Source organism: Cohaesibacter marisflavi (assembly GCF_963665895.2).
GTDB lineage: Bacteria > Pseudomonadota > Alphaproteobacteria > Rhizobiales > Cohaesibacteraceae > Cohaesibacter > Cohaesibacter marisflavi.
Genome location: NZ_OY762534.1, coordinates 3,078,616 through 3,104,603 on the forward strand (window position 1 = coordinate 3,078,616; position 25,988 = coordinate 3,104,603).

Here is a 25,988-nt window from a genome sequence, read left to right on the forward strand (position 1 = left end):
AAATGAGATATTTGAGCCACAACGAAATCAACCACGCCCTTGTACGCGGCCATTTTGAGCGCTCAAAACAATTCCACTCCCTGCTGTCCCGTTTGTTTAGAACACACGAGACATCTCCAGCACAGCGCTCTTCCAAACGTCACACACCGGTTAAATCACACACCGTTTCTGCATGATTGAAATCGAGCGCGTGTCGGGCCTCGTGCCGACATGATTGAATAAAAGGGGTGACCGCTTTACCGCTCGGTCGCCCTTTTTCTTTTTGCGGTGTTATGTCCCCCTCTTCTCCTCCCGACCTTTCCTTTACAATCAGCGCGCCCTTTAGCGCACTCAGAATTGTTTTGACTGTCCTTTGGCGTAATAAGCAGCAAAATTGACCAGTCCAGAATGTGTAGAGCCTCCTTTTTGCTAAAATTGGTATGTATTTTTCTGAATTATTCCAAGTAGACATCTAGTCTGGAATCGTTTTTACTATAAAAGTATTTTGCGTAATTCTTTCAATATATTAACAAAAGGTTTACGTATGTATTCCAGCAATCGACGCTGCGTTTCTGCTAAAAGGTTCATCATCAAGACGGCTCTTGCAAGCTTGATGATGGGGGCATCAACGCTCGTTACTGGGGCATGTACGTTGACCTCCAGCTATCAGTCTGTGACCACCACAGGCTCATATGGTCACAGCGCATCAGACATTTCCTGCGACGTATTTATTCTTTGGACGATTGTGAACACCCCCTATATCCTGCAAAGCACGGGCGGCACGGGATATAAGGGCGAGGACCACTCTGACGCCAACCATTTTGGCACTTATGGCCAGACAGGCGGCAACGGGGGCGATATTTCCCTACCCTTTTCTGCCACTGATACCATCTATGCCAATGGTCTTGACCTGCCCTCTGGGGACTCACTCTTCAGCCTTGTTTCCACGGCCGGTAAAGGGGGCACAGGCGGCACGGGGCGCACCTATTCCTATGGGCGCAACGGCGGCGCGGGCGGGCGCGGCGGAGACATCACCAGCAGCGTCGCTGGAACATTATTGGCCAGCGGAGACGATGTGAATGTCGTTTATGCCCTTTCGCAAGGGGGCGATGGCGGCACCGGCTTTGGTGGCACAGAAAAGAAGATGTTTTACAAGCATTGGGGGTCCGGTGGCGATGGTGGTGTTGGTGGAACGATCACCATCACCTCGACGGCCTCCATGACGGCTGACGGTCACCTTGCGACAGGCATCCGCGCCTTAAGCCAGGGCGGCGATGGGGGCCAACCGGGATATATTTCGGGCGATCACAATGGCGGAAGCGGTGGCAATGGAGGCGACGGCGGCAACGTATCCGTTACCAATTCTGGCACAATGACCATTACCGGCCATAGTGGCGCGGGTATTCGCGCCTTTTCCTTTGGGGGCGATGGCAATGACGGCCATAATGAAGCCGGGGAATATCACTATGGCGGCTATGGCGGAGATGGAGGAAACGGTGGCTCCGTCACCGTCGTTAACAGCGGTGATATATCTTCGAGCGGAGACAAGCCGCGTGGCATTGATGCTCTTTCAACAGGGGGCGAGGCTGGCACAGGCGGAACCGGTCATGTGGGTGGCTATGGCGGTACTGGCGGATCGGCAGGGACAGTATCTGTCACCAACAGCGCAACAATATCGATTACAGGTGATGACGGTGCTGCGATTTTTGCCCGCAGCATGGGCTATAGCGGCAATGATGGCGGCGAAGGCCACCCCGCGTCAGATGGCCGAAATGGCGGTGATGGCGGCGAAGTTTCTGTCGAAAACCAGGGGGCGTTGATCGTCTCGGGAGACGACGCCTACGGTATTTTCGCGCAAAGTCTGGGAGGCAATGGGGGCGACGGTGGCCATGGTGAAGGCAAAAGCTATGCGGGCGATGGCGGAAATGGCGGCCATGCGGGCAATGTCTCGGTCACCAACTCCGGCAGCATCAACACCTCCGGCACTGGCGGCTTTGGCATCAAGGCGATCAGCGAAGGGGGAACAGCTGGCGATGGCGGCTCCGGTCATCATGGTGGTGATGGGGGCGATGGAGGCAGCACCGGCGGCTCCAAGGGAGAAATTTCGGTCACAAACTCCGGCACCATCCAGACCAACGGCACCGCTGCGGATGGCATCGTTGCCATTTCCAATCCGGGCATTGGCGGGAATGGCGGCGTACGCAGCGGAGAAGGCGGCGACGGTGGTGATGCCGGGAGCATCGATATCACTGTCAACAATACCATTGAAACATCCGGAATTTTCTCAAGTGGCGTTTTTGCCACCAGTATCGGCGGCAATGGCGAAGACGGTGGTAGCGACAAGGTCGGCAGCAGCAGCGCTCATGGCGGTGATGGTGGCTCGGCCGGCCATGGCGGCGACGTCACATTCAACGCATCAGGCCCAGCATCAGGCACCGTGCTTGACAGCCAGACCTTCAATATCCTGACCACTGGCGATCTCTCCGCCGGGGTTCATATGCAGTCCATCGGGGGCAATGGTGGACGCGGCGGCGATGCCGAGGCGAGCGGTTTTTTCTCAGCAGTTGCTGTGGGCGGTGATGGCGGACCGGGAGGCAATGCGGGGCATCTGGGTGCAGAGTTGAGTGACAGCGCCATCATCAAGACCACCGGCAACTGGTCGGACGGCCTCATCTTGCAATCCATCGGCGGCGGGGGCGGCATGGCAGGCAGCGCCAGCGCCAGTTCTCTGCTCGACTCCACCGCAGTGGGTGGGCAAGGCGGCAACGGAGGTGATGGTGGCACCATTCAGGTGGAAATGCATGACAGCACCATCCTGACCCAAGGCAACAATTCGACAGCGGTTCTGGCTCAATCCATTGGCGGAGGTGGCGGCGCTGGCGGTCAGGCTTTTGCCAGCGCGACAGGCTTTGGTCTTTCCTCTGCCACAGCGATTGGTGGTAAGGGTGGCTCGGGCGGTGACGGTGACCACATCTATATTGTCAACGGCAGCGGCAACAGCATTGTTACGGGCCTCGCGGATGATGCGCTTGCTGGCACCAATTCGGTCGGCATCATCGCCCAATCCATCGGCGGAGGCGGAGGCAATGGCGGGTCGGCAGCTTCGGTGAGCCTGTCTGTTGGCGTCGGCACACCCAGTTTTTCAAACTCGGTAGCCGTTGGTGGCGCGGGTGGCTCCGGTGGGCGCGGGGGCTCGGTCACCGTGGCCAATGACGGCGCCATCCAGACTTACGGGGCCAACGCCTCAGGTATTCTGGCGCAGTCCATCGGCGGCGGCGGCGGCAATGGAGGCGATGCGAAGTCGCTCAATGCCTCCATTTCTGAAGATGCTTCCATCACTCGCACCAAAACGGTTGGCGGCTCTGGTGGTGATGGCGGACACAGCGACACCGTTGAGCTCGCCATGTCTGGCAGCATCGCAACGGCAGGCGACAATGCGGCGGGTGCAATTCTGCAATCCATTGGCGGTGGCGGTGGCAACGGAGGGTCGGCAGGCGCCATCACCCTGACCGGCTCGGCAGGCACCAGCCTCTCGGATACCCACATTGTTGGCGGTTCGGGCGGCAGTGGCGGGGATGGCGGACAGATCACCGTCAAGGCTTACGAAAGCGGCGGCAGCAATGCCACCATCACGACCTCAGGCGAAAATGCATCCGGCCTCATTCTCCAATCCATCGGCGGCGGCGGCGGCAATGGGGGCGATGCGACCAATCTGGCGATTTCAGCAGCGGCAGACGCGACAATCTCGCGCCACCAGACAGTGGGTGGCAAAGGGGGCGACGGGGGGCATGGGGATGATATCGTCATGACCAGCAACAATTTTGGCCCCGAACAGATCGATATCCAGACAGCGGGCGGCAATGCCCACGGCATTCTGGCGCAATCCATCGGCGGGGGTGGCGGAAATGGCGGGGACAGCCTGTCCGTTGCTGGTGCCTTTACGGAGGGCGGCGGCTCCTATCAGCTTTCCAGCACAGTGGGTGGCAAAGGGGGAGCGGGCGGACGCGCCGGAACCATATCCATCGAGAATGCAGGCTCCATTCTAACCACGGGCGATGCAGCCTTTGGCATGTTGGTCCAGTCCGTCGGCGGTGGCGGCGGAAATGGTGGCAATTCCACCTCCATGGCCATTTCAACAGAAAAGGGCGACATCAATGCCGATCAAACCATAGGCGGCAGCGGAGCCATTGGCGGTGACGGCGGGGTCGACGGCAAGACCAACAGCGTCACCAATTATGGCACCATCATCACAACCGGTAACCGTTCATCTGGCATCGTAGCCCAATCCATCGGTGGTGGTGGCGGCAATGGCGGCCACGTAACCTCTTTTGATCTGACCGTCCCCAGCGGAGACGATGAAGAAGGCTCAGAAGAGGGCGAAGGTGGAGAAGAAGAGGGCTCTGAATCAGATCCCGTCATGGACAGCCTCAAGGGGCAGGTTCTGGAAGCTGCCGGTCTTACGGGCACCACGCTTTTGGGCGGAAGCGGCGGAGCTGGAGGCGATGGCATGACTGTCATCATCTCCAACGAAAACGGAATTTCAACCTCGGGCTACAATGCCCACGGCATGGTCGCTCAATCCATCGGCGGCGGTGGCGGCACCGCAGGCACGGTCACGTCCTTTTCTGCTGATCTTACCCAAGATCCAAGCTCTTATGCGGATGATCGCGTTGCTGGCGCTTTCCGCACGATTAAACTCAGCCAAACGCATGGGGCCCATGCGGGCGCAAACGGATCAGGCGGCTTTGCCACCATTGCAGCCAAAGCAGGCAGCATCACGCAAACAACCGGAGATCTCTCCATCGGCATGCTCGCCCAGACCATCGGCGGCGGCGGTGGCGATGGCGGTTTCATTGAGGCTGCGGACGCAACGCTCAACGAGGACGACCTCCCGGATACATGGGCAGCCCTGACAAGCCACTATGATCTGACCTCCCGGCTGGGCACAAGCGAATCCTTCTTGTTCTTTGTCGATATCATTCCCGGCGGGCGTGTGCGCGGCGATGCCAAAGCCTATGTCGAGGATGGTGCGATCGTGATCACCCATGGCACCGCCTCCCCCGGCGTTGTCACGCAGGCCATCGGCAATGGTGGCGGTACCTATTCCTCGGGCATTTTCAGCAGCTATCTGGCGGGCGCGGGTTCCGAATATACAGCAACCTATTCCCTAGGCACGGCAGCCACGGATAGCGCGGGCCATGGCGCAATTTCCGATTTGGTTGTCAGCGATGCCACCTCGCACATTACAACCAACGGTGATCTCAGTCACGGGGCCCTTGTCCAGTCCATTGGCGGGGGTGGTGGACTCGTGTCCTCTGTCATCGGAGATACGGTCTCCTTCTCTTCCCAGAGTCTGGAATTCATTCTTGGCTCTGAGGTGAAGCTGGACAAAGACGAAAATTATGGCGCAAAGGCCGAGGCCACCCTCAATGACGGCACGATCACGACGGCGGGCACCTTCTCCTCTGGCGTTGTTGCCCAATCCATCGGCGGTGGCGGCGGTCAGGCCCTGGCTCAGCTGGGGCAAGTGGACAGCGCAACAACCAGTCTGACCGCCCGTCTTGGCAAGAATAATGCGGTTGGCGGGTTCAGCAGCGAAGCGCGCATTGCCAATCATGCAACCATCTCCAGCTCGGGAGATGGCTCTCACGCCCTGGTGGCCCAGTCAATTGGCGGCGGGGGCGGCATGGTTTCAGTGACCAATCTGGCCAGTGCGGCGGTTGCAACACCTTATATTTTCTATGGCAGCTCCAAGAGCCCTTCAAGTGCCAATGGAGAAACGGCCAGCATTACCAACTGGGGCGACATCACCACTACCGGGCAACAATCTTACGGCATTCTGGCTCAATCCATCGGTGGGGGTGGGGGCCTTGTCAGTCTGGACGCTGGCGACAGCGTGCATTTGCACAGCTATGTGTCTGATCAATCTGCTGGAACCGCTTATGTGAATTTGGTCGATGGCGCAAGCATCACGACCCACGGCGATGGCTCGCATGGCATCTTCGCCCAATCATCGACAAGTGGCGGTTTGCTCAATTTGCTTGGCGATACGACCATCACAGATTACACCGCACAGACGTCTTCAGGCTATGACAAAAATGATGATAGCGGCCACGGCGGCACAGTGGAGATTTATGCAGACGGCACCATCGCAACCACCGGCGCCTATGCCCACGGCATTTTTGCCGCCAGTACAGCAGGCTCGACGATTCTGTCGCAGAGCAGCGATGGACTGGCGATTTATGGCAACCACGGCCTGGCCAATTCAGGCGCGGTCTCGATTGAACAATCCGGCTCCATTGTGGTGAGTGGCGAAGGGTCTGTGGGCCTATATACCCTTGCCAACAACTGGAACACGGATGACAGCATCAAAGTCACCAGCAATGGGGCCATATCAGCCAGCGGTGAAGGAGGGGCCGCGATCCGCTTGCGCAACGTTCCAAGGGACAACACCTCCGGGAGCGGCGGTAACGGTGCCCACACGACAACCAGTCTTGATATTCAATCCGACGCGACCATTCTTGCTCTGGACAGCAGCACCGCCACGAGCGCCATCGAGGCAATTGATGATCATGGTCGTTTCACCATTGATATTGCAGGCACAGTGGGAGCTGTCGAGGCGGATGGAAGTTCGGCCCAGACCTATGATGCCAAGCAGCATGCCATCAAGACCTCTGGCTATGGCACCATTACTGTTGAGTATGGCGGGTTGGTGCGCGGCATGATCGCAGCTGAAGAAGCAGGACGGCTGGTCCTTCACAACAAGGGTGATATTGATGGCGCGGCCAGCAAGCTTGCCGTCTATGACAGCTATTCCGGCTCACGCCATTTCCTTGAAATCGATCCGGGCGCCGCGACTGGTGCGATGATCGAGGCCGACCACATCAATGTGCTTGAGGGCACCTTCAATCCTTATTTGAGCAGCTTCAGTTCGTTTTCCGGCGATGTAACCATTGTTGATCTGGCAAAGGCCCCCTCGGGATCTCTGCTTGATCATGTGGTGGATACACCGGTGCTCACCTTCTCCAAGCAGTTGTCCGATAGCGGACGCGAGGTCGTTCTGACCGGGGTCAAGGCCAGCTTCCTTGATGCGGGATTGAGCGGCAACAGTCTGACAATTGCACAGACCATGGATGCCAAGGTGCAGGACTGGATGCAAGGCGGGACCATCGATGATCAGAGCCTTTATGACTTCTTGCTCTTCACGGCAAAACAGACCTCCACCGAAGCGGTAAGCGACATGTTGGCCAATTCACTGGATGCCACCAAGCATTTCGGTCAGACCATCGGCCAGCATGACAATGGCGTCGCCCATCTGAGCAACTTGCACAGTTGCGGCACAAGCGAAGGCTCTTATGCAGCCATCAGCGAAGCCGAATGCAACTGGTTCAAGATCAATCACAACACCAGCCTCAGCTTTTCAGACGATCGCAAGGCCAATATGACGGGTCTGTCATTGGGGCGTCAGGTTGCCTTTGGCGATGTGTGGCGGCTTGGCATTGGGGCAAATGTCAATTTCAATGACATGAGCAGTACGACCCTGAGCAGCAGCGGCACCTCCTATCATGCAGGCGGCGTGGTGAAATACACCGAGGGGCCATGGCTGGCAACAGCAGGGCTTTCCGCCTCCTACAGCACCGCTTCGAGCAGCCGCATCGTACCAACCGGGGCGCGTGCCCTGTCAGACCAGAAGAGCTTTGGTCTGTCGGCGCGTCTGCGTGCAGGACGTGAGCTGGAGCTGGGGCCACTCTTCTTCATGCCGCTGGTGGATCTGGACATGTCGTGGATTCACGATTTCGGCTATGAGGAAACGGACGGCGGTGCCTTCAATATCAAGGTGGAGGAGGACAACCACTTCCTGTTCGACCTCCATCCCCATATTCGTTTTGGCACCGCGTTCAAGAGCGAAGGGGCAAACGCCACCATCCGGCCCTATATGGATGCCGGTGTGCGCTTCGGGCTCAATGATGATACGCTCACCCAGAGTTTCACTTCATCGGCGATCAGCAATGCAGCGCAGAAATTGACGGTTGATCGCGATGACATGCAGGCAACGTTGGGCGCCGGTTTTCAGGCCTTTATCGGGGACACCCTTGAAGCCAAGGTTGAGTATGAAGGACGTTTTAGCGATGAGGGGCGCGGCCATGCCGTCAGCATGAAGCTGGGCTGGTCTTTCTAGGCTCTCTCTGCCCCACGCAAGGACGTCGCCGGAGTGCCTAATCAGTGCTCTGAGGCCCAAAATTACAGAACCGCAAAGTGACAGGCGCTTTGCGGTTCTGCTTTAGGCAGGAATGGATTTATTCAATCGGTTCAGTGGGGGAGATCAAACCGTCTCGGCCCATTCCACGCCATCGGGGAAGGCAAACCGCTCTTGGGAATCTGCCTTGAGTGTTGCGCCATAGCCGGGCATGCTGCCCGGGAAGTAGCGACCATTCTTGACGGTCAGCGGCTCTTCGAAATTCTCGTGCAAATGATCGACATATTCCAGAACGCGGTTTTCGAGACTTCCGCTCACTGCGATATAATCGAACAGCACGATATTCAGCGAATATTGGCACAGGCCAACGCCGCCACCATGCGGGCAAACCGGTACGTCATATTTGGCCGCCATCAGCAACACGGCCAGCACTTCGTTAACGCCACCAAGACGCGCCGGATCGAGCTGGCAGAAGTCGAAGGCTTCGGCCTGGAAGAACTGCTTGAACATGACACGGTTATGCGCATGTTCACCGGTTGCCACGCCAATATTGCCGATGCTGTCCCTGATTGCCTTGTGGCCGAGGATATCATCCGGGCTTGTCGGCTCTTCGATCCAGAGCGGATCGAACTCGGCAAGACGACGCATATTGGCAATCGCTTCTTCAACGCCCCAGATCTGGTTGGCATCCATCATCAGATGACGATCCCAGCCCAGTTCTTCGCGCAGAATGCGGGCGCGCTCGACATCCTGTTCGATGTCCGCACCAACCTTCTGTTTGAGGTGGGTCCAGCCCCCTTCAACAGCTTCACGAGCCAGACGGCGCATCTTTTCTTCAGAATAGCCAAGCCAGCCAGCCGCAGTTGAATAGGCCGGGAAGCCCTTCTCGTGCATTTCGGCTTCGCGGGCAGCTTTACCTGCTTCCTTGCGTTTGAGCATGGCAAGGGCTTCATGCGGAGTGATGGCATCTTCGATGTAAGTGAAGTCCACGCAACGCACCAGCTCTTCAGGCGTCATGTCAGCCAACAGCTTCCAGACCGGTTTTCCTTCGGATTTGGCCCACATGTCCCATAGGGCATTGACCAGAGCAGCCGTTGCCAGATGAACAAGTCCCTTTTCAGGGCCAAGCCAGCGCAATTGGGAATCCCCGGCGACCAGCTCATGCCAGAAAGTGCCGAAATCCTTTGTGATATCGCCCAGTTCCTTGCCGATGACAAAAGATTTGGCAAGGGTTTCGGCTGCAGCCACAACCAGATTGTTGCCTCGACCGTTGGTGAAGGTCAGGCCATGACCGGAAAGAGCCTCGCCCTTGTCCGTCTTGAGGATCACATAGGTTGCCGAATAGTCCGGCGCTTCATTCATCGCATCAGAACCGTCCAGATTTCTGGACGTTGGAAAGCGGATGTCTTTTACGACGACATCAGTAATCTTTACCATTTATAATTTCTCCTGTGTGGGGTCTGGAGGGAAATGAAGCGGCAGGCTGTCAGCTCCGTTTCAAAGCATTGATCGCCTCGATGAAGGCGGCAGCATTGGAACCAACCTGATCGACGGGCATACCCGCCTTGTAGAGTGCGCTGCCCAGGCCGAAACCTGCGGCTCCTGCAGCCCAATAGTCTGCCATCGTGTCAGGCGCGATGCCGCCCACCGGCAGGATGCGCGTGGATTTGGGCAGAACGGCCAGCATGGCCTTGACCACTGCAGGAGCCGCACTTTCTGCGGGGAAGAGTTTGAGGGCGTCCGCACCAGCATCAAGCGCAGCAAAAGCTTCAGTTGGTGTTGCAATGCCGGGGACGCAATAAAGACCAAGAGACTTGGCATAAGAAATTACTTTGGTGTTGCAGTGAGGCATGACAATCAGCTTGCCCCCCGCAGCAGCTACACTATCGACCGCATCGGTGCTCAAAACCGTACCGGCGCCAATCAATGCGCGGCGGCCAAGGCTTTCCTGCAGGATCGAAATGCTTTCAAAGGGGCGCGGCGAATTGAGTGGAACCTCAATGATGCTAAAGCCGGCATCGACCAGTGTCTGACCCATACCAAGGGCTTCTTCGGGAGCCAGACCGCGCAAAATGGCAACAAGAGGGCATTGCCCGACAAACTGTTCAAAGTTCATGGATCACACTTTCACAGAGAATTGGGGAAGAGTAGACCTCGCTCCAGGAGAGAGCGAGGTCCGGATGGTTATCGACCCAGTAGGCTGAAGATGCCAATCGAGACGGGTGGTATGTAGGATATGATCAAGAGGAGAACGATCATGATCGCAACGAAAGGTATGATACCTCGTACCACGGTGCCGAGCTGGGCGTTGCCGACCCTTGCCGCCACGAACAGGTTGATACCCAAAGGTGGAGTGATGAACCCGATTGCCAGGTTGACCACCATGATGATGCCGAAGTGGATCGGATCAACACCCATGGAGGTTGCCACAGGGAACAGGATCGGAGACAGCACCAGAATGGCTGGCGTGGTATCCATGACACAGCCAACGAACAGCAGAAGCACGTTGATGATCATGAGAATGATGATCGGGTTGTCCGAAATCGTCGTCATCAGGTCTGCCACCTGAACCGGGATCTGCTCGATGGTCAGGATCTTGGCAAAGGCGGTTGCACAGCCCAGAATAACCATCGTCGTACCCGTTGTGGAACAGGAGCGCGCAACGGTCTTGAGCAACTGCGAGAAGCTGATTTCACGATAGAAGACCAGACCGCAGAGCAAGGCATAAACCGCAGCAACTGCAGCCGCTTCCGTCGGGGTGAAGATGCCCGCATAGATGCCGCCAAGAATGATGACCGGGTTCAAGAGAGCCCATTTGGCTTCCCACATCAGTTTTGCAGCGACACGACAATCAAAATTGCCCTCAATGCCTGCAATTCCGGCTTTCTTGGCATAGATGTAGCTCCAGCCCATCAGCGCAAAGCCGATCAGAAAGCCCGGAACGATACCAGCCATGAACATGTTGGAAATGGACGTCCCCGTCGCAACGCCGAAGATAACCATCGGGATGGAGGGAGGGATGATAACCCCGATCGATCCGGCAGTTGCGACGAGAGCCAGAGTGAAGGATTTTGAATAGCCTTTTTCCAGCATGGTCGGAATGACCATGGAGCCAACAGCGGCCACAGTGGCCGGGCCCGAACCGGAAACGGCTGCAAAGAACATGCAGACAGCGACAGTGACGATGGCAAGACCACCGGTCACACGACCGAAGAACACGTTGGCAACGTCAAGGATGCGGCGGGAAACACCACCTGCGCCCATCAGGTCACCGGCTAGAATAAACAGCGGGATCGCCATGATCGGAAAGCTATCCGTACCGGCAATCAACTGCTGGGAAATATAGTTGGGCGAAAGAGCTTCTGCAGCAAGCGCAGCTGCGGCCGAGGCCAGACCGATGGCAATGCCGACAGGGACATTGAGGATGAGGAACAGGACTAGGCTTGTAAAGAGAACTGTAGCAACCATGCCTTAGAACTCCTCGATGTTGGATTTATCAGGATTGCGAAGGCGCCAGATAATGGTCTGGACCTGCCGAATGGCTGTCAGGAAGAATCCGACGCCGGGCGCGGCATAGATCATCCACAAGGGGATCGCCAGAGCGGTTGAACGCTGGTCAAGCATCATCTGCTTGAGCACCAGTTCGTAGGTGGTCTTGACGATGAACAGGGCGAAAGCCAGAAACAGAAGGTCACCCAGAATGACAACCCACCGCTGCCAGGATTGGGGGAAGAGTCCCAGCGCTGCGTCGATCTTGATATGCTTCATTTCACGCGCGCTGTAGCTGATCATCAAATAGATCAACCAGATAAAGACATATCGCGCCAGTTCTTCGGACCAGGACAGAGATTCCCCCATCACATACCGCATGAAAACCTGCACCGCGATAAGGGCGGTCATGAAGAGCAGGAGAAAGACGCTGATTGAAATTTCGAAATACTTGTCCAAAAAGCGTAGAATGGTCATCTACTTGGTCCCTTTCGAGTACCGAATTCAGTGGCCGCAAAACACATGTTGCATGGAAGGTCTTTCCCGCTTCGGGACCGGCATTGATGGCAACATATGGACGAGGACTGGCATGGCCAGTCCTCGCAATTAGCGGCTGATGAGGCTTATTTCTTCAGCAAAGCATCCATGTATTCAGGATGATCCATTTTGGATTTGACGAGATCATAGATGTTGGCATCAATAATCTTTTTCTGCCACATTGCTTTCTGATCAGGGGTCAGCTCGGTAACAGTCACACCGTCGTTCTTGATTCTGACGAGGATTTCTTTTTCCAGTTCCTGGGAGCGGTTACGCTGGAACGTGGTGGTCTCTTTCGCAGCAGACGTGATGGCGTCCTGCTCTTCTTTGCTCAGAGAGTTGAATTTATCCAAGTTCATGAAAACGATGTACGGGGTATAAACATGCTGGGTCAGAGACACGTTGCTCTGAACTTCCTGGAAGCGGTTGCCGTCGATGATACCCAGTGGGTTTTCCTGACCGTCAACAGTGCCCTGCTGCAGAGCGGTGAACAGTTCGGAGAAAGCCATCGGGGTCGGGTTGGCACCAAGAGCGCGCCATGCAGCCAGATGCACGTCATTTTCCATGGTGCGGATTTTCATGCCGTCCAGATCGGAAGGTTCAGCAACAGCCTGTTTGCTGTTGGTGAAGTTACGGAAGCCGTTTTCCCAGAAAGCAAGACCTTTGAGGCCTTTTTTCTCAAGGGTTTTCAGGATGGCCTGACCGGTTTCACCGTCCAGCTTTGCATATGCATCTTCAGGGCTCAGGAAAAGGAACGGAGCGTCGAATGCATACAGATCCGGGAACAGGGTAGCCAGCGGAGACGTGGAGCTTACACCGATATCGATATCACCAAAGATGGTGCTTTCGGTGATGACGCGGTCGTTGCCCAGCTGGTTGTCCGGGAAGTGTTTCACTTCCAGAGACCCGTTGGTTTTTTCTTCAACGATGCGTTTGAACTCAACGCCAGCGTCTTTACCCGATACGGATGTTACGTTGGAGAAACGAAGGGTTTCAGCAACAGCTGGTGAAACGATTGTGCCGACAGCCAATACTGCTGCAAGCGTAAGTGTTTTAATGGACATTTCTTCCTCCTGTGGTAAATGTCTCGAAGTTTATCGCGAAATTATACAAATTGACGTCCGGTTCAAAGTTGGACCAAACCCCAATTAATACTTTCCCCTTTGGCGAAACGAACAGCTTCTTCTGCAACTTTACGTTTCAATTCCAGGGCAGCATCTTCCGAATACCAAGCCATGTGCGGGGTCAACTGACAGTTTTCCAATGCGCGCAGAGGGCTACTTTCCGGCAACGGTTCGATTTCTGTGGTGTCGAGGGCAGCACCGGCAACCTTGCCGGATTTAAGCGCAACAGCCAGAGCGTCTTCATCGATCAGACCACCGCGTGCGGTGTTGACCATATAGACGCCATCTTTCATGCGGCTGATGGCTGCTTCATCGATCATATGATAGTTTTCATCGGTGACCGGGCAGAAGAGAGCAAAAATGTCTGCCTGTGTAATCACATCATCAAGGGTTCCAGCCTTGATGAAATCTGAACCATCGGCTGCGTTTGGCGTGTAGAATTTGTCATATCCAACGATGTTGAAGCCAAGGTCATGCATCTTCTTGGCATAGAGGCGACCAATACGGCCAAGACCAACAACACCAACGGTGGTTTCGGAGAAACGGCGGATCGGAGAGGCAACCGTGAAGTCCCAGACGCCTGCATGCACAGCCTTGTCCATCTTCGGCACTTTGCGGATGACCGAAAGGCTCAGAGCGATTGCATGGTCGGAGACCTCATGCATGCCATAGTCAGGCACGTTACAAACCTGCACGCCAGCTTCCTTCGCTGCAGCCAGATCCACATTGTTCACGCCAACACCGTAACGGATGATCTGCTTGAGATCGGGCAGGGCGTCAAAAACGCGTTTGGTGAATGGTGCATACTGGTTCAGAGCGATGTTATAGCCCTTGATCTGGTTGATCAGGTCATCTTCGGTTTTGCATTCCAGCAGGTCGAATTCCATACCTGCCTTGGCAAAAACATCCCGCTCCATATTCTGATCAGCATGATCAAGATCGGTAATGACGATTTTCATTTGAGAACTCCTTCGGTTAGCGGCCCAGATAGCCGCCGTCTACCGGTAATGTGACACCGTGCACGTAGTCCGATGCGGGGGAGGCCAGGAACACGAGGGGACCTTTCATGTCCTCTCCATTGCCCCAGCGTTTAGCCGGAATACGTGCGGTGATTTCTGCGTTTCGGCCTTCATCGGCCAGAAGAGCGGTATTCATGTCCGTGGCCATATAACCCGGAGCCAATGCGTTGACATTGATGCCCTTGCTTGCCCATTCGTTGGACAGGGCTTTGGTCAACTGCATCACGCCACCTTTGGATGCGGCATAGGCAGGAACCGTGAAGCCACCAAAGAAGGAAAGCAGAGAGGCAATATTGATGATCTTGCCCTTGCCTTTTGACAGCATGACATTGGCTGCGCGCTGGCAGAAGTCGAACACGGCGTTGAGGTTGACCTCAAGAACCCACTGCCAGTCTTCCAGAGGGAATTCCTCGGAAGCATGACGGCTCTGAACGCCGGCGCAGTTAACCAGAATGTCCAGCTCTCCGCCCAGCATGCTGACGGCCTTGTCAAAGCCTTCCGCGCGGGAGGCCGCATCGGCAAGGTCGATGGCGAGGCCATGGCATTTGGCGCCGTCCTTGTTGAGGGTGGCTGCCACTTCGGCAGCCTTTTCACTTGACCCAACAATCAGGACTTCGGCGCCCGCTTCCAGCAGGCCTTCGGCCATGCCGAGCCCGAGGCCACGGGTGCCACCGGTTACAATGGCTTTTTTTCCGGATAGATCCAGCTTGTACATATTGCTTTCCTCAGGCTCAGGCTTGGCAGTCAACAAGGATCTTGACGGTGCGCAGAGAAGGATCTGCGACCATGTCGAAAATCTTGTCGCTTTCGCTCAGCGGAATGACCTGTGAGATGACTTTTTCCAAATCCTCGGCCATGTTGGCCAGAAGTGGAACGGAGTCAGCGAATTCGCGCATGGTGTAAACGCGGCTGCCAACCATGGTCTGTTCCTTGAAGTTCAGATCCATGAGATCAACGGCATGCGGAGCCTTGTGAACGCCGGTCATGCAGATGGTGCCACCAACGCGCGTCAGCTTGGTCACTTCAAGTGCGGCGCTTTCAACACCGGAACATTCAAAGACGATATCCACGCCAACATTGTCGGTTGCCTTGTTGACATGGTCGATCAAGTTGGTATCGCGAACGTTGACTGCATCGAAGCCGAATTCCTTGCAGAGAGCCAAGCGGCCTTCATCAATATCGGAGATGATGATCTGGGCTGCACCGGAATGCTTCAGCAGAATGGCGGTGAGAATACCGATCGGGCCAGCGCCCATCACAACGCAGCGATCAAGGGTCTTGAAGTTGGCTTGATGCAGCGTGCGCACAACAACAGCCAGAGGCTCAGCCAGGGCTGCTAGCTTATCGGAGATCCCTTCTGGCACCTTGACCAGAACGTCTTCGTCAACCCAGCAATGGTCAGCCATGGCGCCATCGGTGTCGATGCCCAGCAGATGCAGGGTCTGACAAACATGAGGCGTGCCGTTTTTGCAAGGGTAGCATTCGCCGCAAGAGATCAGCGGATAAGCCGTTACATGATCGCCAACAGCAAATTTGCTGCCTCCAGGCGCAGTTTCGACGATGCCGACAAACTCATGCCCGAGAATAAGCGGCGCTTTCGCTCTTGGATGCTTGCCGGAATAAATGCCGATGTCACTGCCGCAAAGACCGCAGTAGAGCATCTTCACTTTTACAGCGCCTTCACGCGCCTGTGGTTCAGGAACGTCCCTGACCTCAACTTTATTGGGGCCGGCATATACAAGTGCTTTCATCTTCTTGCCCTTCAATATTTACATGTCAGATCTGCTATAGCAGATCAGTTTGTTAAACCGCTGATACCAGTCGTCCGCTTTAAATCAGGCCACTTGTTTCTGCGAAATTCCAAAGCCCGATATGCGCCGTGTTGTCGAACTGCGCGGTGCATTCAAGGCCGAAGCTGGCCAGAGCCCGTTTGTAGAGATCACACAGGGCACCATCACCGATCATGATCAGTGGCAAAGAGGCATCGTCCTGCAATTCACGGGTGGCCGAGGTCAATTCATTACCGATCAACAGACCGGACATATAGTTGCTGAGCGCTTCCTTGGGCATGCGTTCGGTCAGGCCCATAGTGCGCGTGGCAAAAAGCTGATGCGTCAGATCCCCTGCCCCGCCATGCTTGGCGACAGAAAGGCCAAGATCGAACGCCTTGTCGGCTTCTTCCTTGGATGCCTTCTCTTCCGGCATAAGGCGCCCCAGAATGGAGTGATCACACAGGACGGCGAAAATTTCACCCGTCATATAGGTAGAGAAGCTTTCCAGCTTGCCGCCATTCATCGTAACCCATTTGGAGTGGGTGCCTGGCAACAGAATGCGGGAAGCCTGCCACCAGTCATCATGATCAATCAGCGCGCCGGCGATCTGGATTTCTTCGCCGCGGATCACGTCCGGAGCAAGATCCGGATCATCAAGCAGAACGCCCGGAACGATATGAAGCGTGCCACCATCGGGCAAGGTCGCCTGACCGGCCTTCTTGGCCAGATCGCTCAGATCGGCAGGGCACCGCACATAAGGCGCCTCGGACCAACCCTGAGCAGATCCAACCATACCACCGGTCACCACCGAAACATCCGGATATTGCTTGCGCCAATCGCCACAAATGCTCTCAAACGCGACCTCATATCCCTTTACACCACCAGGCTCTGGAAGATGCTGAATGCCATACGGGCTGTGCCGCTGGTCCAGAACTTTGCCGTCTTCCATCAAATAGGCACGCAAACTGGACGTGCCCCAATCAAGTGCGATCAAGAGACTCATTTTTCATTACTCCAACCGAGTTCCCGAGAAATCTTCTGAGCACATCTCACAATCACCGGCCCGAGCAGATTGATCCGCTCCCGAGGCATGAAATTGAGCGTGCTGGAAATGGAAATGGAAGCAACAGCCCTGTTGCCATCGGCAAAGACGGGCGCTGCTACGCAGCGAATGCCGATTTCGTTCTCTTCATCATCAAACGTATAGCCCCGCTCCCTGGAGAGCGATAGATCGGAAAAGAACTCAGAATAGCCTTTAAGCTCGGGCCATCCCTCCTTCAGATGTGTCTGGCTTGACGTGAAGTCGTAGAATTCCTTCCACTCCTCCTCGTCCATTGTCATCAGGATGGCCTTGCCAAGGCCGGTAAATGCCATGGGCATGGTCAGCCCGACACGTGACCGCATCTGGAAACCGCGGCTGCCGTTGATCTTGTCCAGGTAGATGATAGCACCATCATTGGTTGGCACGGCAAGGTGAATGGTATCAAGCACCTGTGCGGACAAGGCTTCCAGAAACGGACGGGCGATACCCGCCAGCGGGCGCTGCTCACGAGCACGATCACCAAGATCGACCAGGCGCGCACCAAGAAAATAGCCTTTTTCGGGAATGTGGTAGAGGTAGCCCTCGGTCACCAGATTGTGGATCATGCGCGTAATCGTGCTACGCGGAACCTGCAATCTGTCTGACAGACCTTTGACGCTCGTCACTCCGTCGCCAACCAGCTCCAGAATGGACAGTCCTCTCAGCAATGTTTGCGTCCCAGCCATAAGAGTCCGTTTCCCGAACTCGCCATAATCGGCTGGTCCTCCCAAATGAGCCATATTTTCCTCCTGGGCCGATCCTATGAAGAGATTTTTGTTTCGTCAAATATTAAATCTAACATTCAGTATCTGGTACACCAGTTTGTAAAAATGCTAGATGTTTTCCCGTATTTTTGGGCAAAAACCTAGTCAAAAGAGGCATGTTTTCGGTGGAAAATGACTCCAACACCGGTCTCTGGCGATTGAGATTTGCCAACCAAAAGCCCTTGAAGGACAAAAAAACACCTACACTTTTGGCCAATGACGAGGGGCAGAGCCGGCTTTGAACAAAGGCGGGTTGACGCTTGGTGATTGGTGACGCGGTCTTGCAAGAGATGATGAGATCGGATACGCATCAGACCGAATGACCAAATGTCGCATCCTCAACAATATTGTACTTTTCGAGATCTCAATCTAATCATAACGATGCACCGAGGGAGGCTCTCAGAGCGATGCGCGCACGCATTTTGTCTTCGACCGACGGCTCATGTCGACCACGAAATCTTCGCATTCCGCACGCACGGTCAGCCCCTTAGTCTACCCATCATGAGACTCGCAGCCAGGCCCAGATAAGCCATTACAATAAAAGCAGAAAACATTGAGGCGAATGAATGTTTACGCGGCCAATCACACCCTTGAATACATGCGTCGGCCGCAATGGGTCTGAAGAATATCGCGACAAATTGGCGCATATTTTTCTTGCCTCTCACGCTCCTACAGCGTCTCATTTTACCCAATTATTTGCCAACAGTGCGCGAGATTTCAACGCAGCCAAGAGGACAGGCAGGCGCCTCGGCCTACCAGAGCAGACTGTTGGTCCAATTCAATACGGCATTAAGTTATTTTCCACTAACTTTATGCCCGTCTATCCCGGATCCAATCAACAGGATGGCGTAGCTCTCAAAACATCGCTCTGCGAGAGCGGACACACCGCCACACCGAGAGAGCTTGCTCCCTCATTTACGCATCCCTATTCGCCCTCAGGGCGCATGTCACAAGAAACAAACAGGCACCAATCAAATATGCTTTCTGGCTTCCCTGAGGCCAGGCGAGCAGAGCAAGGAGTAAACGCATGACAGAGCAGCTTAAGATTGCCTCCATTGGCGAGTGCATGATCGAACTGTCGCCGGCAAAGGGCGTCGAGGGATTTGCCGAAGGCACAAAGGTCTTCCGTCAGGCTTTCGCCGGCGACACCTTTAATACTGCCACCTATCTGGTGCGGCAATTTTCTCCCAAGGCAGAGGTCTCTTATATTACCGGCCTTGGTTCGGACATGCAAAGCCAGAGCATGCGTGAGAAATTTGCCAGCGAAGGCATCAAGGTGGATCATATCACCCTCGTTGAAGGCAAGAATCCCGGTCTTTATATGATCGAGAATGATGAAACCGGCGAACGTTTCTTCCATTACTGGCGCAATGATGCCGCTGCCAAGCTGATGTTTGGCGGCTGGTCTGTCGAGAAGATTGCCGAGCTGCTTGGCGACTTCAATATGGTCTATTTCTCTGGCATCACGCTGGCTATTCTGGACGACACCCAGCGCGACAATCTGCTCGCAGCTCTGGCTTCTCTCAAAGGCAAAGTGAAGGTAGCGTTTGACCCCAACTTCCGCCCTGCCCTGTGGCCAGACAGAGATAAATGCCGCGCAGTCTTCAGCAAGGCTGCTGGCGTTACCGACTATGCTCTGGTGGGCTGCGAAGACCACGCCGCTCTCTGGGAAGAAAGCGACGCTGACAAGATTGCCGACGCATGGCGCGGCTGGGGTGCTGGCGAAGCCATCATCAAGGGCGGCGACAACAGCTGCATCATCGTCAATGACGAAGGCCGCATGGAAGTTGCCCCTCCGGCCAAACTGAAGCCGGTCGATACCACGGGAGCAGGCGATTCCTTTGCTGCCGGCTATATCGGCATGCGCATTCAAGACAAAAGCGTTGATGAAGCAGCCCGCATGGCCCACGCCATTGCAGCCAAGGTCATCATGCATCCGGGTGGCGCTATCGACAAAGCTGTCTGGAGCCCGGTTCAAGAAGGCGAATACTGACACAATCCTTCTGGTTCGGCCCTGCGCCGGACCAGTCCGTACGCTGAACACCGCAGAATCCAAAGCAGGATATGCGGCTCATATTCTATCTCACAACAGGATAAAACCATGTCCGCTTACGTTCGCACTGTAATCACTCCGCTTGAAACCGTAACTCTTACGGCCGAAATGATGCCAGCTTCCCTGCCGGAAGCTTATGCCCGTGTTAAATCTGTCGTTGAAAAAGACGCTGGCTATGGCGCAGCCTGGAAAGTGGGTGGCTCTACCCCTCCGGCCCAGAAGGCCCTTGGCATCGACGAAATTTTCTTTGCGCCCATGCATGAAAAGGAAATCGTAGCGGCTGATAAACTGGTACCGGGCTTCAAGACCCTGAGCATCACTTCCGAAGGTGAAATTGCCCTGCGCATTTCAGCCAAAGCAGAAAGCTATCTTGAAAAAGGCATGGATGCAGTGGCTGCGGCTCCTCTTGCCGATCTGTTTGATGTCTGGTGCGTCAGCTCCGAAATGCCATCGGGAGCCCTCACCAATGGCGGCGACTTTGGTGTTCCGGCTATCGTCTCCGACCGTTGTGGCTCCGGCTGCTTGGTGCTTGGCCCTGAACATGCTTATACAGCTGACACCAAATGGAATGGCGAAGTCATGAAAACCGAACAAAACGGTACCGTCATCGCAGAGGGAACCACGTCTGATCTGGTTGGCCCTGCCGATGAAGTTGCCCGTGATTTCATCGTTGTTGCCGTGAAATACGGCTTCCGTCCAAAAGCCGGTCAGTGGATTTCTACCGGCGGTATCATTCCTTGCAAACCGCTTGAAGAAAATGCCGACATCAAGATCTATTATGATGGCAAGGTCGAGCTGGCCTTCAAAACCGGTTACGACGCTGCATAAGCGCGCCTTGATGGCCCACCATAGCGTTGGGTGATATGCATGACATATTGACCAACGCGATCAAAAAGAAAGGCCGTTCTCAAGGGTTGGGAACGGCCTTTTCTTTATCTGGAAATCTCGACAAAACACCAAGCGCTCAAACAGCCTTTGATTGAGTGATATCGGAAACATCTCGACTGAAAGTGCGGTGATAGCGTCCGATATGGAAATCAAGAATGCTGATAGCTGCTTCGATCTTGCCTTCGCGCAGAACTTCGATCATTTCGCCGTGTTCTTCAAAACTTTTGGTGGTCTGGATGCGGTCTCGCCCCAGATAGGTGCGGATTGCTGAAACCTTGGCTTCAATCAGGCGATAGCTATCCGAGAGATACTGATTGTCACAAAGCTCGAACATGGCTCTGTGGAACTGCACATCAAGATCGAGATAGTGAGAGCGCTTGTCTATTCTCTTGGCTTCTTCCATCTTCTCCCAGATGCTGGCCAATTCGGCAACGAGGCCATCACGGTTGCGTTCAAAAGCCAAACGCAAGGCAGCTGTTTCCAAAATGTAGCGATATTCGGAAAAGCGCTCCAGATCGGTTCCACTCAAGGTGAAAACAAAAGTGCCCTTTTGAGGGATCACATCGACCAGACCTTCCACTTTCATCTGAGCCAAGGCATGGCGGATAGGTGTTTTGCTGATATTCAACCGATCAGCAAGCTTTTGCTCCGACAAGGCTTCACCGAGAGCGAACTCGCCCTCACTGATAGCGGCTCTTAGTTTTTCCGTCGCAATATCGGATAGGGACGGCGGCCTTTCGATTTCTTCCAATTGTGTTCCACTCAGTTTCAAGAGTTTTTCTAAATTGAGAATTCCGATTCTATCGTTGGTATCAAGTATACCACACACCAGCCAGATGCAAGCTATGGTTTTACCGACAAGATCTCAAATAGTTCTGCCAGGATTTCTCTCATCTCCTTAGCCTCGGGTCTTGAGAAGGGCATGACGCAACCAATCATGCCCCTGCCCTTTACTTCCATTCATGCGCATGATCGCAAAGGCCACTCTTATATGGCTTGTTTCTGCCAGTTTCAAATAGCATAAACTGGTAAATTTCTCACCACTTGCGTTTCCGGGTGCCATCGCGGATTTTTCAGCACCCCTTCGCAGTGATGCGAAAAATGCGCATGGATGTGCTCACATTAGCATCATATAATTGTATCACTTTCACCGAAAGCTACGCCAAGCCAAGCCGTGTTACTGCTGGCTAAGAAGCTAGCCCAGCTCTCTGGTGCATGACAATGGAGCAAAGCGACCTATTTGAGGCTTTGAAGTCGCTCTTCTCTGGCAACCGCATGGGAAAATGCCGAGGCTTTTTCAATCAGGGCACGTTCCGGGCGGATGCCGGTATAAAGTTCGAACTGTTCAACGGCCTGCAACACGATGACCTCTGCACCGGATATGCATGTCTTGCCATGCTTTTCTGCGGTCTGCATCAGGGGTGTTTCAGCGGGCATAGCCACCACGTCAAATACATAGTCGGATGCCTTGATGATCTCTTCGTCAAAGGCCAGCATTTCAGCTTCTGGCCCCTGCATGCCCATGGGGGTCACATTGATGATGAGCGGCGCTGTCAGGCCGTCTGTCGTCGGAGCCCAGTCAAAGCCATAAAGATCGGCAAGCGCAGGGCCGGTCTTTTCGTTGCGCGCAACGATGGTGCCTTTCTCATGGCCACTATTCTTAAGGGCTGCTGCCACCGCCTTTGCCATTCCACCTGACCCGCGCAGAAGAAACGGCGTTGACGGATCAATCTTTGCTGCGGCGAGAAGATCATAGATGGCGATATAATCGGTGTTGTAGCCGGTCAAGTGCCCATCATCATTGACGATGGTATTGACGCTATCAATAGCACTGGCGGAATCCTCCAATGCATCAAGCAGAGGGATCACGTCTTCCTTGAAGGGCATGGAGATGGCGCAGCCCCGGATGCCGAGCGCACGCACGCCACCGATGGCAGCTGGCAGGTCTGTTGTCGAGAAGGCTTTGTAGACGAAATCAAGTCCTAGTTCTTCATACATCTTGTTATGAAAGCGCGTGCCGAACGGGCTGGGTCGGGCAGACAGCGACATGCACAGGCGGGTTTTGGGACCAATTAGGGGTTTTTGCGTCGATGTCATCAAAAATGCCTTTCTCAATATCCGGTGCGAGAGGGAACCATGTCCCGGCAGACTGACTATAAGGCGCCCTGTGGGGATGAGACAAGCTTGCCATTTTTCAGGAACCACGCGGGACAAACAAAAAGCACGCCCGAGATACGGGCGTGCCAGTCTGATACTATTGATGCCGGATCAGTAGAGGGGGACTTTTGTGAGGATCCGGCATCTCTTTTCTTATTCGGCAGCCACTGTCTGAGGCACCTCATTCACCGGGCGCTTGAGGATAACCAGAAGCGCTGTGGTAACGGCGGTGCCGATGAGGATGGACAGGATATACATAGGCAGGTTGCTAACTGCATTCGGAATGGCCAGCACGAAGGCACCACCATGAGGCGCGCGCAAACCGCAACCGAAATACATGGACAGAGCACCGGTCAGAGCGGACCCAACCATGATGGACGGGATCACACGCAGAGGGTCTTTGGCTGCGTAAGGGATCGCGCCTTCGGTGATGAAGGACAGGCCCAGAACGAAGGCTGCCTTACCGGCCTCATGCTCTTCTTTCGTGAAGCGGTTTTTGGCGATGAAGGTTGCGATGGACAGACCAAGCGGAGGCGTCATGCCAGCAGCCATAACCGCAGCCATCGGGCCGAAGGTATCGCTGGTCAGAAGGCCAACGGAGAAGGCATAAGCCGCCTTGTTGACAGGACCACCCATGTCAAAGGCCATCATGGCACCCAGCACGAGACCAAGGATAACGGCGTTGGTCTGGTTCATGCTCTGTAGCATGGCCGTCAGGCTTTCGTTGATGTAGCGAACCGGTTCACCGATCACATAGACCATCAAGAGACCGACAATCGCAGTCGACAGCAACGGCAACACAAGCACCGGCATCAAACCCTCAAGGGACTGGGGCAGCTTGATATTGTCACGTAGCCACAGGGCTACATAACCGGCAAGGAAACCGGCCAGAATGCCGCCAAGGAAACCGGCACCAAGATTGACGGCCAAAAGGCCACCGATGAGGCCTGGCGTAAGGCCGGGGCGGTCGGCAATGGAATAGGCCATGAAACCGGCAAGAACCGGAACCATCAGTTTGAAAGCAGCGCCGCCACCAATGGTCATCAGGGCCGCAGCCAATGTGCCTTCTTCCTTGAAGGCCTCAATGCCGAAGACGAAGGACAGGGCGATCAACAGACCACCGGCCACAACCACCGGCAACATATAGGATACGCCTGTCAGCAGATGCTTGTATGGGCCGGACCGGCTGGCCTTAAGGGCAGCCTTGGCCTCTTCAAGTGACTGCATTTTCTCGCCACCCTGAGCGCCTGCACCGGCTGCCGGAGCGGCTGTTTCGGCTTCGCTGAATGCAGAGGCGATCACGCCAGCGGCGTCTTTCACGGCAGCGCCAACGGATGAGCGATAGATCGGCTTGCCAGCAAAGCGGCTCTCATCCACATGGGTGTCAGCGGAGATGATCACCACATCGGCTGCAGCAATATCTTCAGGGGTCAGCTGATCCTTGGCCCCGACAGACCCTTGGGTTTCAACCTTGATTTCGTGACCTGCGGCGGTCGCCTTTTTCTTCAGGGCATCGGCGGCCATGAAGGTGTGAGCGATGCCCGTTGGGCAGGACGTGACAGCGACAATGCGCTTCTTGGACTCATCAGATGTGGACACGGCTTCCTCCTTATGCTGGTCACAACTTGTTTGCTCGGGTAGCCCCGCAGCGTTGAAAGCCTTGGCCAATACTCCAGCTGTATCCCGAATGGCCAGGCTCGTGGTTGTCTTGTAAATGGTCAGACCCGTGAAGGGGGTCTGATCGATTTCTTCGTCAATCGCCAGGATCACCAGATCCGCCTTGGCGATTTCCTCTTCCTTCAGAGGCGAGGTAATTTCATCAGGAGCGCGACATTCCACCAGAACGTCATGTCCTTGATCACTGGCAACCTTGCGCAAGGCTTCGGCCGCCATCAGGGTATGTGCCCGGCTTTCCGCACTGGCGGACACAGCTACAATTGTTGCCATTGCTCTTCCTTTCTCCTCTCGGACCTCACAATTTCTCTATGACCACATCGGCAGCGAAGGCCTTGATGACTTCCTGCGCGGGCAAATGAGGCCCGATCTCTCCCAGAGCCCCCAGAGAAAAGCCGGTTGCCAGACGGGCAAGATCCGCAAGCGGCAGCCCTTCCGACCGGCTGTGTAAAATGCCGGCGACCATCGCGTCGCCTGCGCCAACCGTGCTCTTGACCACAGCGCCTTTCGGCATGGCATGCAGCACGTCTTCTTCAGTGATAAACAGGGCCCCGTCAGCGCCCATGGAGACAACAATCACCCCCACCCGGCCACCGGTTACAGCGCGCGCGGCAGTGATGATCTCTTCGTGGCTCTTCAGGTTGCGACCAACCAGCTCGGACAGTTCGTCCACATTGGGCTTGATGATGTCCGGTCCGGCATCCAGAGCAGCGGCAAAAGAAGGTCCGCTCGCGTCCAGAATGACTTCCTTGCCAAGCCCCTTGAGGTGGTTGGTCAGATCGCGATAGATGGTCTGGGGCAAACCGGCAGGCAGGCTGCCTGCAAGCACAAACTGCTCAGTGCCATTGGCCGCCAACTGATCAATCGCTTCTTCCAAAGCCGCAAGACCTTCAGCGCAATTCGTGAGGCCGGGGGCGTTGATATCGGTGATTTCCTGTTTGTCCGGATCAACGATCTTGATGTTGACTCGGGTCGCCCCTGCCAGCCGAACAAAGCGGTCATCAATATTCAAGCGACCAAACAGCTGCTCGAAGGGATGGGCGTTGTCCTTGCCCAGAAATCCGGTAACCGCAATCTTGTGCCCGAACTGGGCAAGAAAGCTGGCCACGTTGACCCCTTTGCCGCCAGCATCGGACTGCTCGCTGGCAACGCGGTTCACCTCGCCCATGGCGAAGTTCGGGATCTGGATGGTTTGGTCAATCGCCGGATTGAGGGTCACCGTAGCGATTTTTGCCCCTGCACTCATGACGTCTT

The 25,988-nt window shown here is 55.3% G+C and carries 17 protein-coding genes; 3 read left to right on the plus strand and 14 right to left on the minus strand.

What is annotated here, in order from left to right; all coding sequences use genetic code 11:
• Positions 1–523 precede the first annotated feature (523 nt).
• A complete protein-coding gene (locus ACKPCT_RS14995) occupies positions 524–8,158 on the plus strand; it encodes an autotransporter outer membrane beta-barrel domain-containing protein (RefSeq protein WP_319567302.1) in 7,635 nt (2,544 codons plus the stop codon).
• 144 nt (positions 8,159–8,302) lie between these two features.
• Here the strand turns inward: ACKPCT_RS14995 and ACKPCT_RS15000 are convergent, their stop codons facing one another.
• From ACKPCT_RS15000 to ACKPCT_RS15045, 10 genes are all read right to left on the minus strand, one after another.
• Entirely contained in the window at positions 8,303–9,613 is a 1,311-nt protein-coding gene (locus ACKPCT_RS15000) for an enolase C-terminal domain-like protein (protein WP_090069604.1), read from the minus strand.
• A 49-nt stretch (positions 9,614–9,662) separates the two neighbouring features.
• A complete protein-coding gene (locus ACKPCT_RS15005) occupies positions 9,663–10,292 on the minus strand; it encodes a 2-dehydro-3-deoxy-6-phosphogalactonate aldolase (protein WP_319567303.1) in 630 nt (209 codons plus the stop codon).
• 68 nt (positions 10,293–10,360) lie between these two features.
• Positions 10,361–11,644, minus strand: a complete 1,284-nt coding sequence (locus ACKPCT_RS15010) for a TRAP transporter large permease (RefSeq protein ID WP_090069599.1) — start codon at positions 11,642–11,644, stop codon at positions 10,361–10,363.
• A 3-nt stretch (positions 11,645–11,647) separates the two neighbouring features.
• A complete protein-coding gene (locus ACKPCT_RS15015; RefSeq protein ID WP_090069597.1) occupies positions 11,648–12,142 on the minus strand; it encodes a TRAP transporter small permease in 495 nt (164 codons plus the stop codon).
• 146 nt (positions 12,143–12,288) lie between these two features.
• Positions 12,289–13,266, minus strand: coding sequence for a DctP family TRAP transporter solute-binding subunit (locus tag ACKPCT_RS15020; RefSeq protein ID WP_090069595.1), 978 nt, complete (start codon positions 13,264–13,266; stop codon positions 12,289–12,291).
• Positions 13,267–13,328: 62 nt separating this feature from the next.
• Positions 13,329–14,285 (minus strand): C-terminal binding protein, encoded by a 957-nt coding sequence (locus ACKPCT_RS15025; RefSeq protein ID WP_319567304.1) that lies wholly within the window; start codon positions 14,283–14,285, stop codon positions 13,329–13,331.
• 16 nt (positions 14,286–14,301) lie between these two features.
• Complete coding sequence (locus tag ACKPCT_RS15030) at positions 14,302–15,060, minus strand: SDR family NAD(P)-dependent oxidoreductase (protein WP_090070376.1); 759 nt, start codon at positions 15,058–15,060, stop codon at positions 14,302–14,304.
• A gap of 16 nt (positions 15,061–15,076) precedes the next feature.
• A complete protein-coding gene (locus tag ACKPCT_RS15035; RefSeq protein ID WP_090069591.1) occupies positions 15,077–16,096 on the minus strand; it encodes a zinc-dependent alcohol dehydrogenase in 1,020 nt (339 codons plus the stop codon).
• Positions 16,097–16,175: 79 nt separating this feature from the next.
• A complete protein-coding gene (locus tag ACKPCT_RS15040) occupies positions 16,176–17,120 on the minus strand; it encodes a 2-dehydro-3-deoxygalactonokinase (RefSeq protein WP_090069589.1) in 945 nt (314 codons plus the stop codon).
• Positions 17,117–17,938: an IclR family transcriptional regulator gene (locus ACKPCT_RS15045; protein ID WP_090069586.1), complete on the minus strand. Its 822-nt coding sequence runs from the start codon at positions 17,936–17,938 to the stop codon at positions 17,117–17,119. Before ACKPCT_RS15045 ends, ACKPCT_RS15040 begins: the two co-directional genes overlap by 4 nt.
• 1,051 nt (positions 17,939–18,989) lie before the next feature.
• Here ACKPCT_RS15045 and ACKPCT_RS15050 point away from each other — a divergent pair.
• Positions 18,990–19,955: a sugar kinase gene (locus ACKPCT_RS15050; protein ID WP_319567305.1), complete on the plus strand. Its 966-nt coding sequence runs from the start codon at positions 18,990–18,992 to the stop codon at positions 19,953–19,955.
• Between the two features lie 108 nt (positions 19,956–20,063).
• Positions 20,064–20,843 (plus strand): hypothetical protein, encoded by a 780-nt coding sequence (locus tag ACKPCT_RS15055; protein ID WP_090069582.1) that lies wholly within the window; start codon positions 20,064–20,066, stop codon positions 20,841–20,843.
• Between the two features lie 136 nt (positions 20,844–20,979).
• Here the strand turns inward: ACKPCT_RS15055 and ACKPCT_RS15060 are convergent, their stop codons facing one another.
• From ACKPCT_RS15060 to pfkB, 4 genes are all read right to left on the minus strand, one after another.
• Positions 20,980–21,675, minus strand: coding sequence for a GntR family transcriptional regulator (locus ACKPCT_RS15060; RefSeq protein ID WP_139229202.1), 696 nt, complete (start codon positions 21,673–21,675; stop codon positions 20,980–20,982).
• A 464-nt stretch (positions 21,676–22,139) separates the two neighbouring features.
• Positions 22,140–23,000, minus strand: coding sequence for a shikimate 5-dehydrogenase (locus ACKPCT_RS15065; RefSeq protein ID WP_090069577.1), 861 nt, complete (start codon positions 22,998–23,000; stop codon positions 22,140–22,142).
• 213 nt (positions 23,001–23,213) lie between these two features.
• Positions 23,214–25,007, minus strand: coding sequence for a PTS fructose-like transporter subunit IIB (locus ACKPCT_RS15070; RefSeq protein ID WP_319567306.1), 1,794 nt, complete (start codon positions 25,005–25,007; stop codon positions 23,214–23,216).
• Between the two features lie 25 nt (positions 25,008–25,032).
• A complete protein-coding gene (gene pfkB / locus ACKPCT_RS15075; RefSeq protein WP_319567307.1) occupies positions 25,033–25,980 on the minus strand; it encodes a 1-phosphofructokinase in 948 nt (315 codons plus the stop codon).
• Positions 25,981–25,988 lie beyond the last annotated feature (8 nt).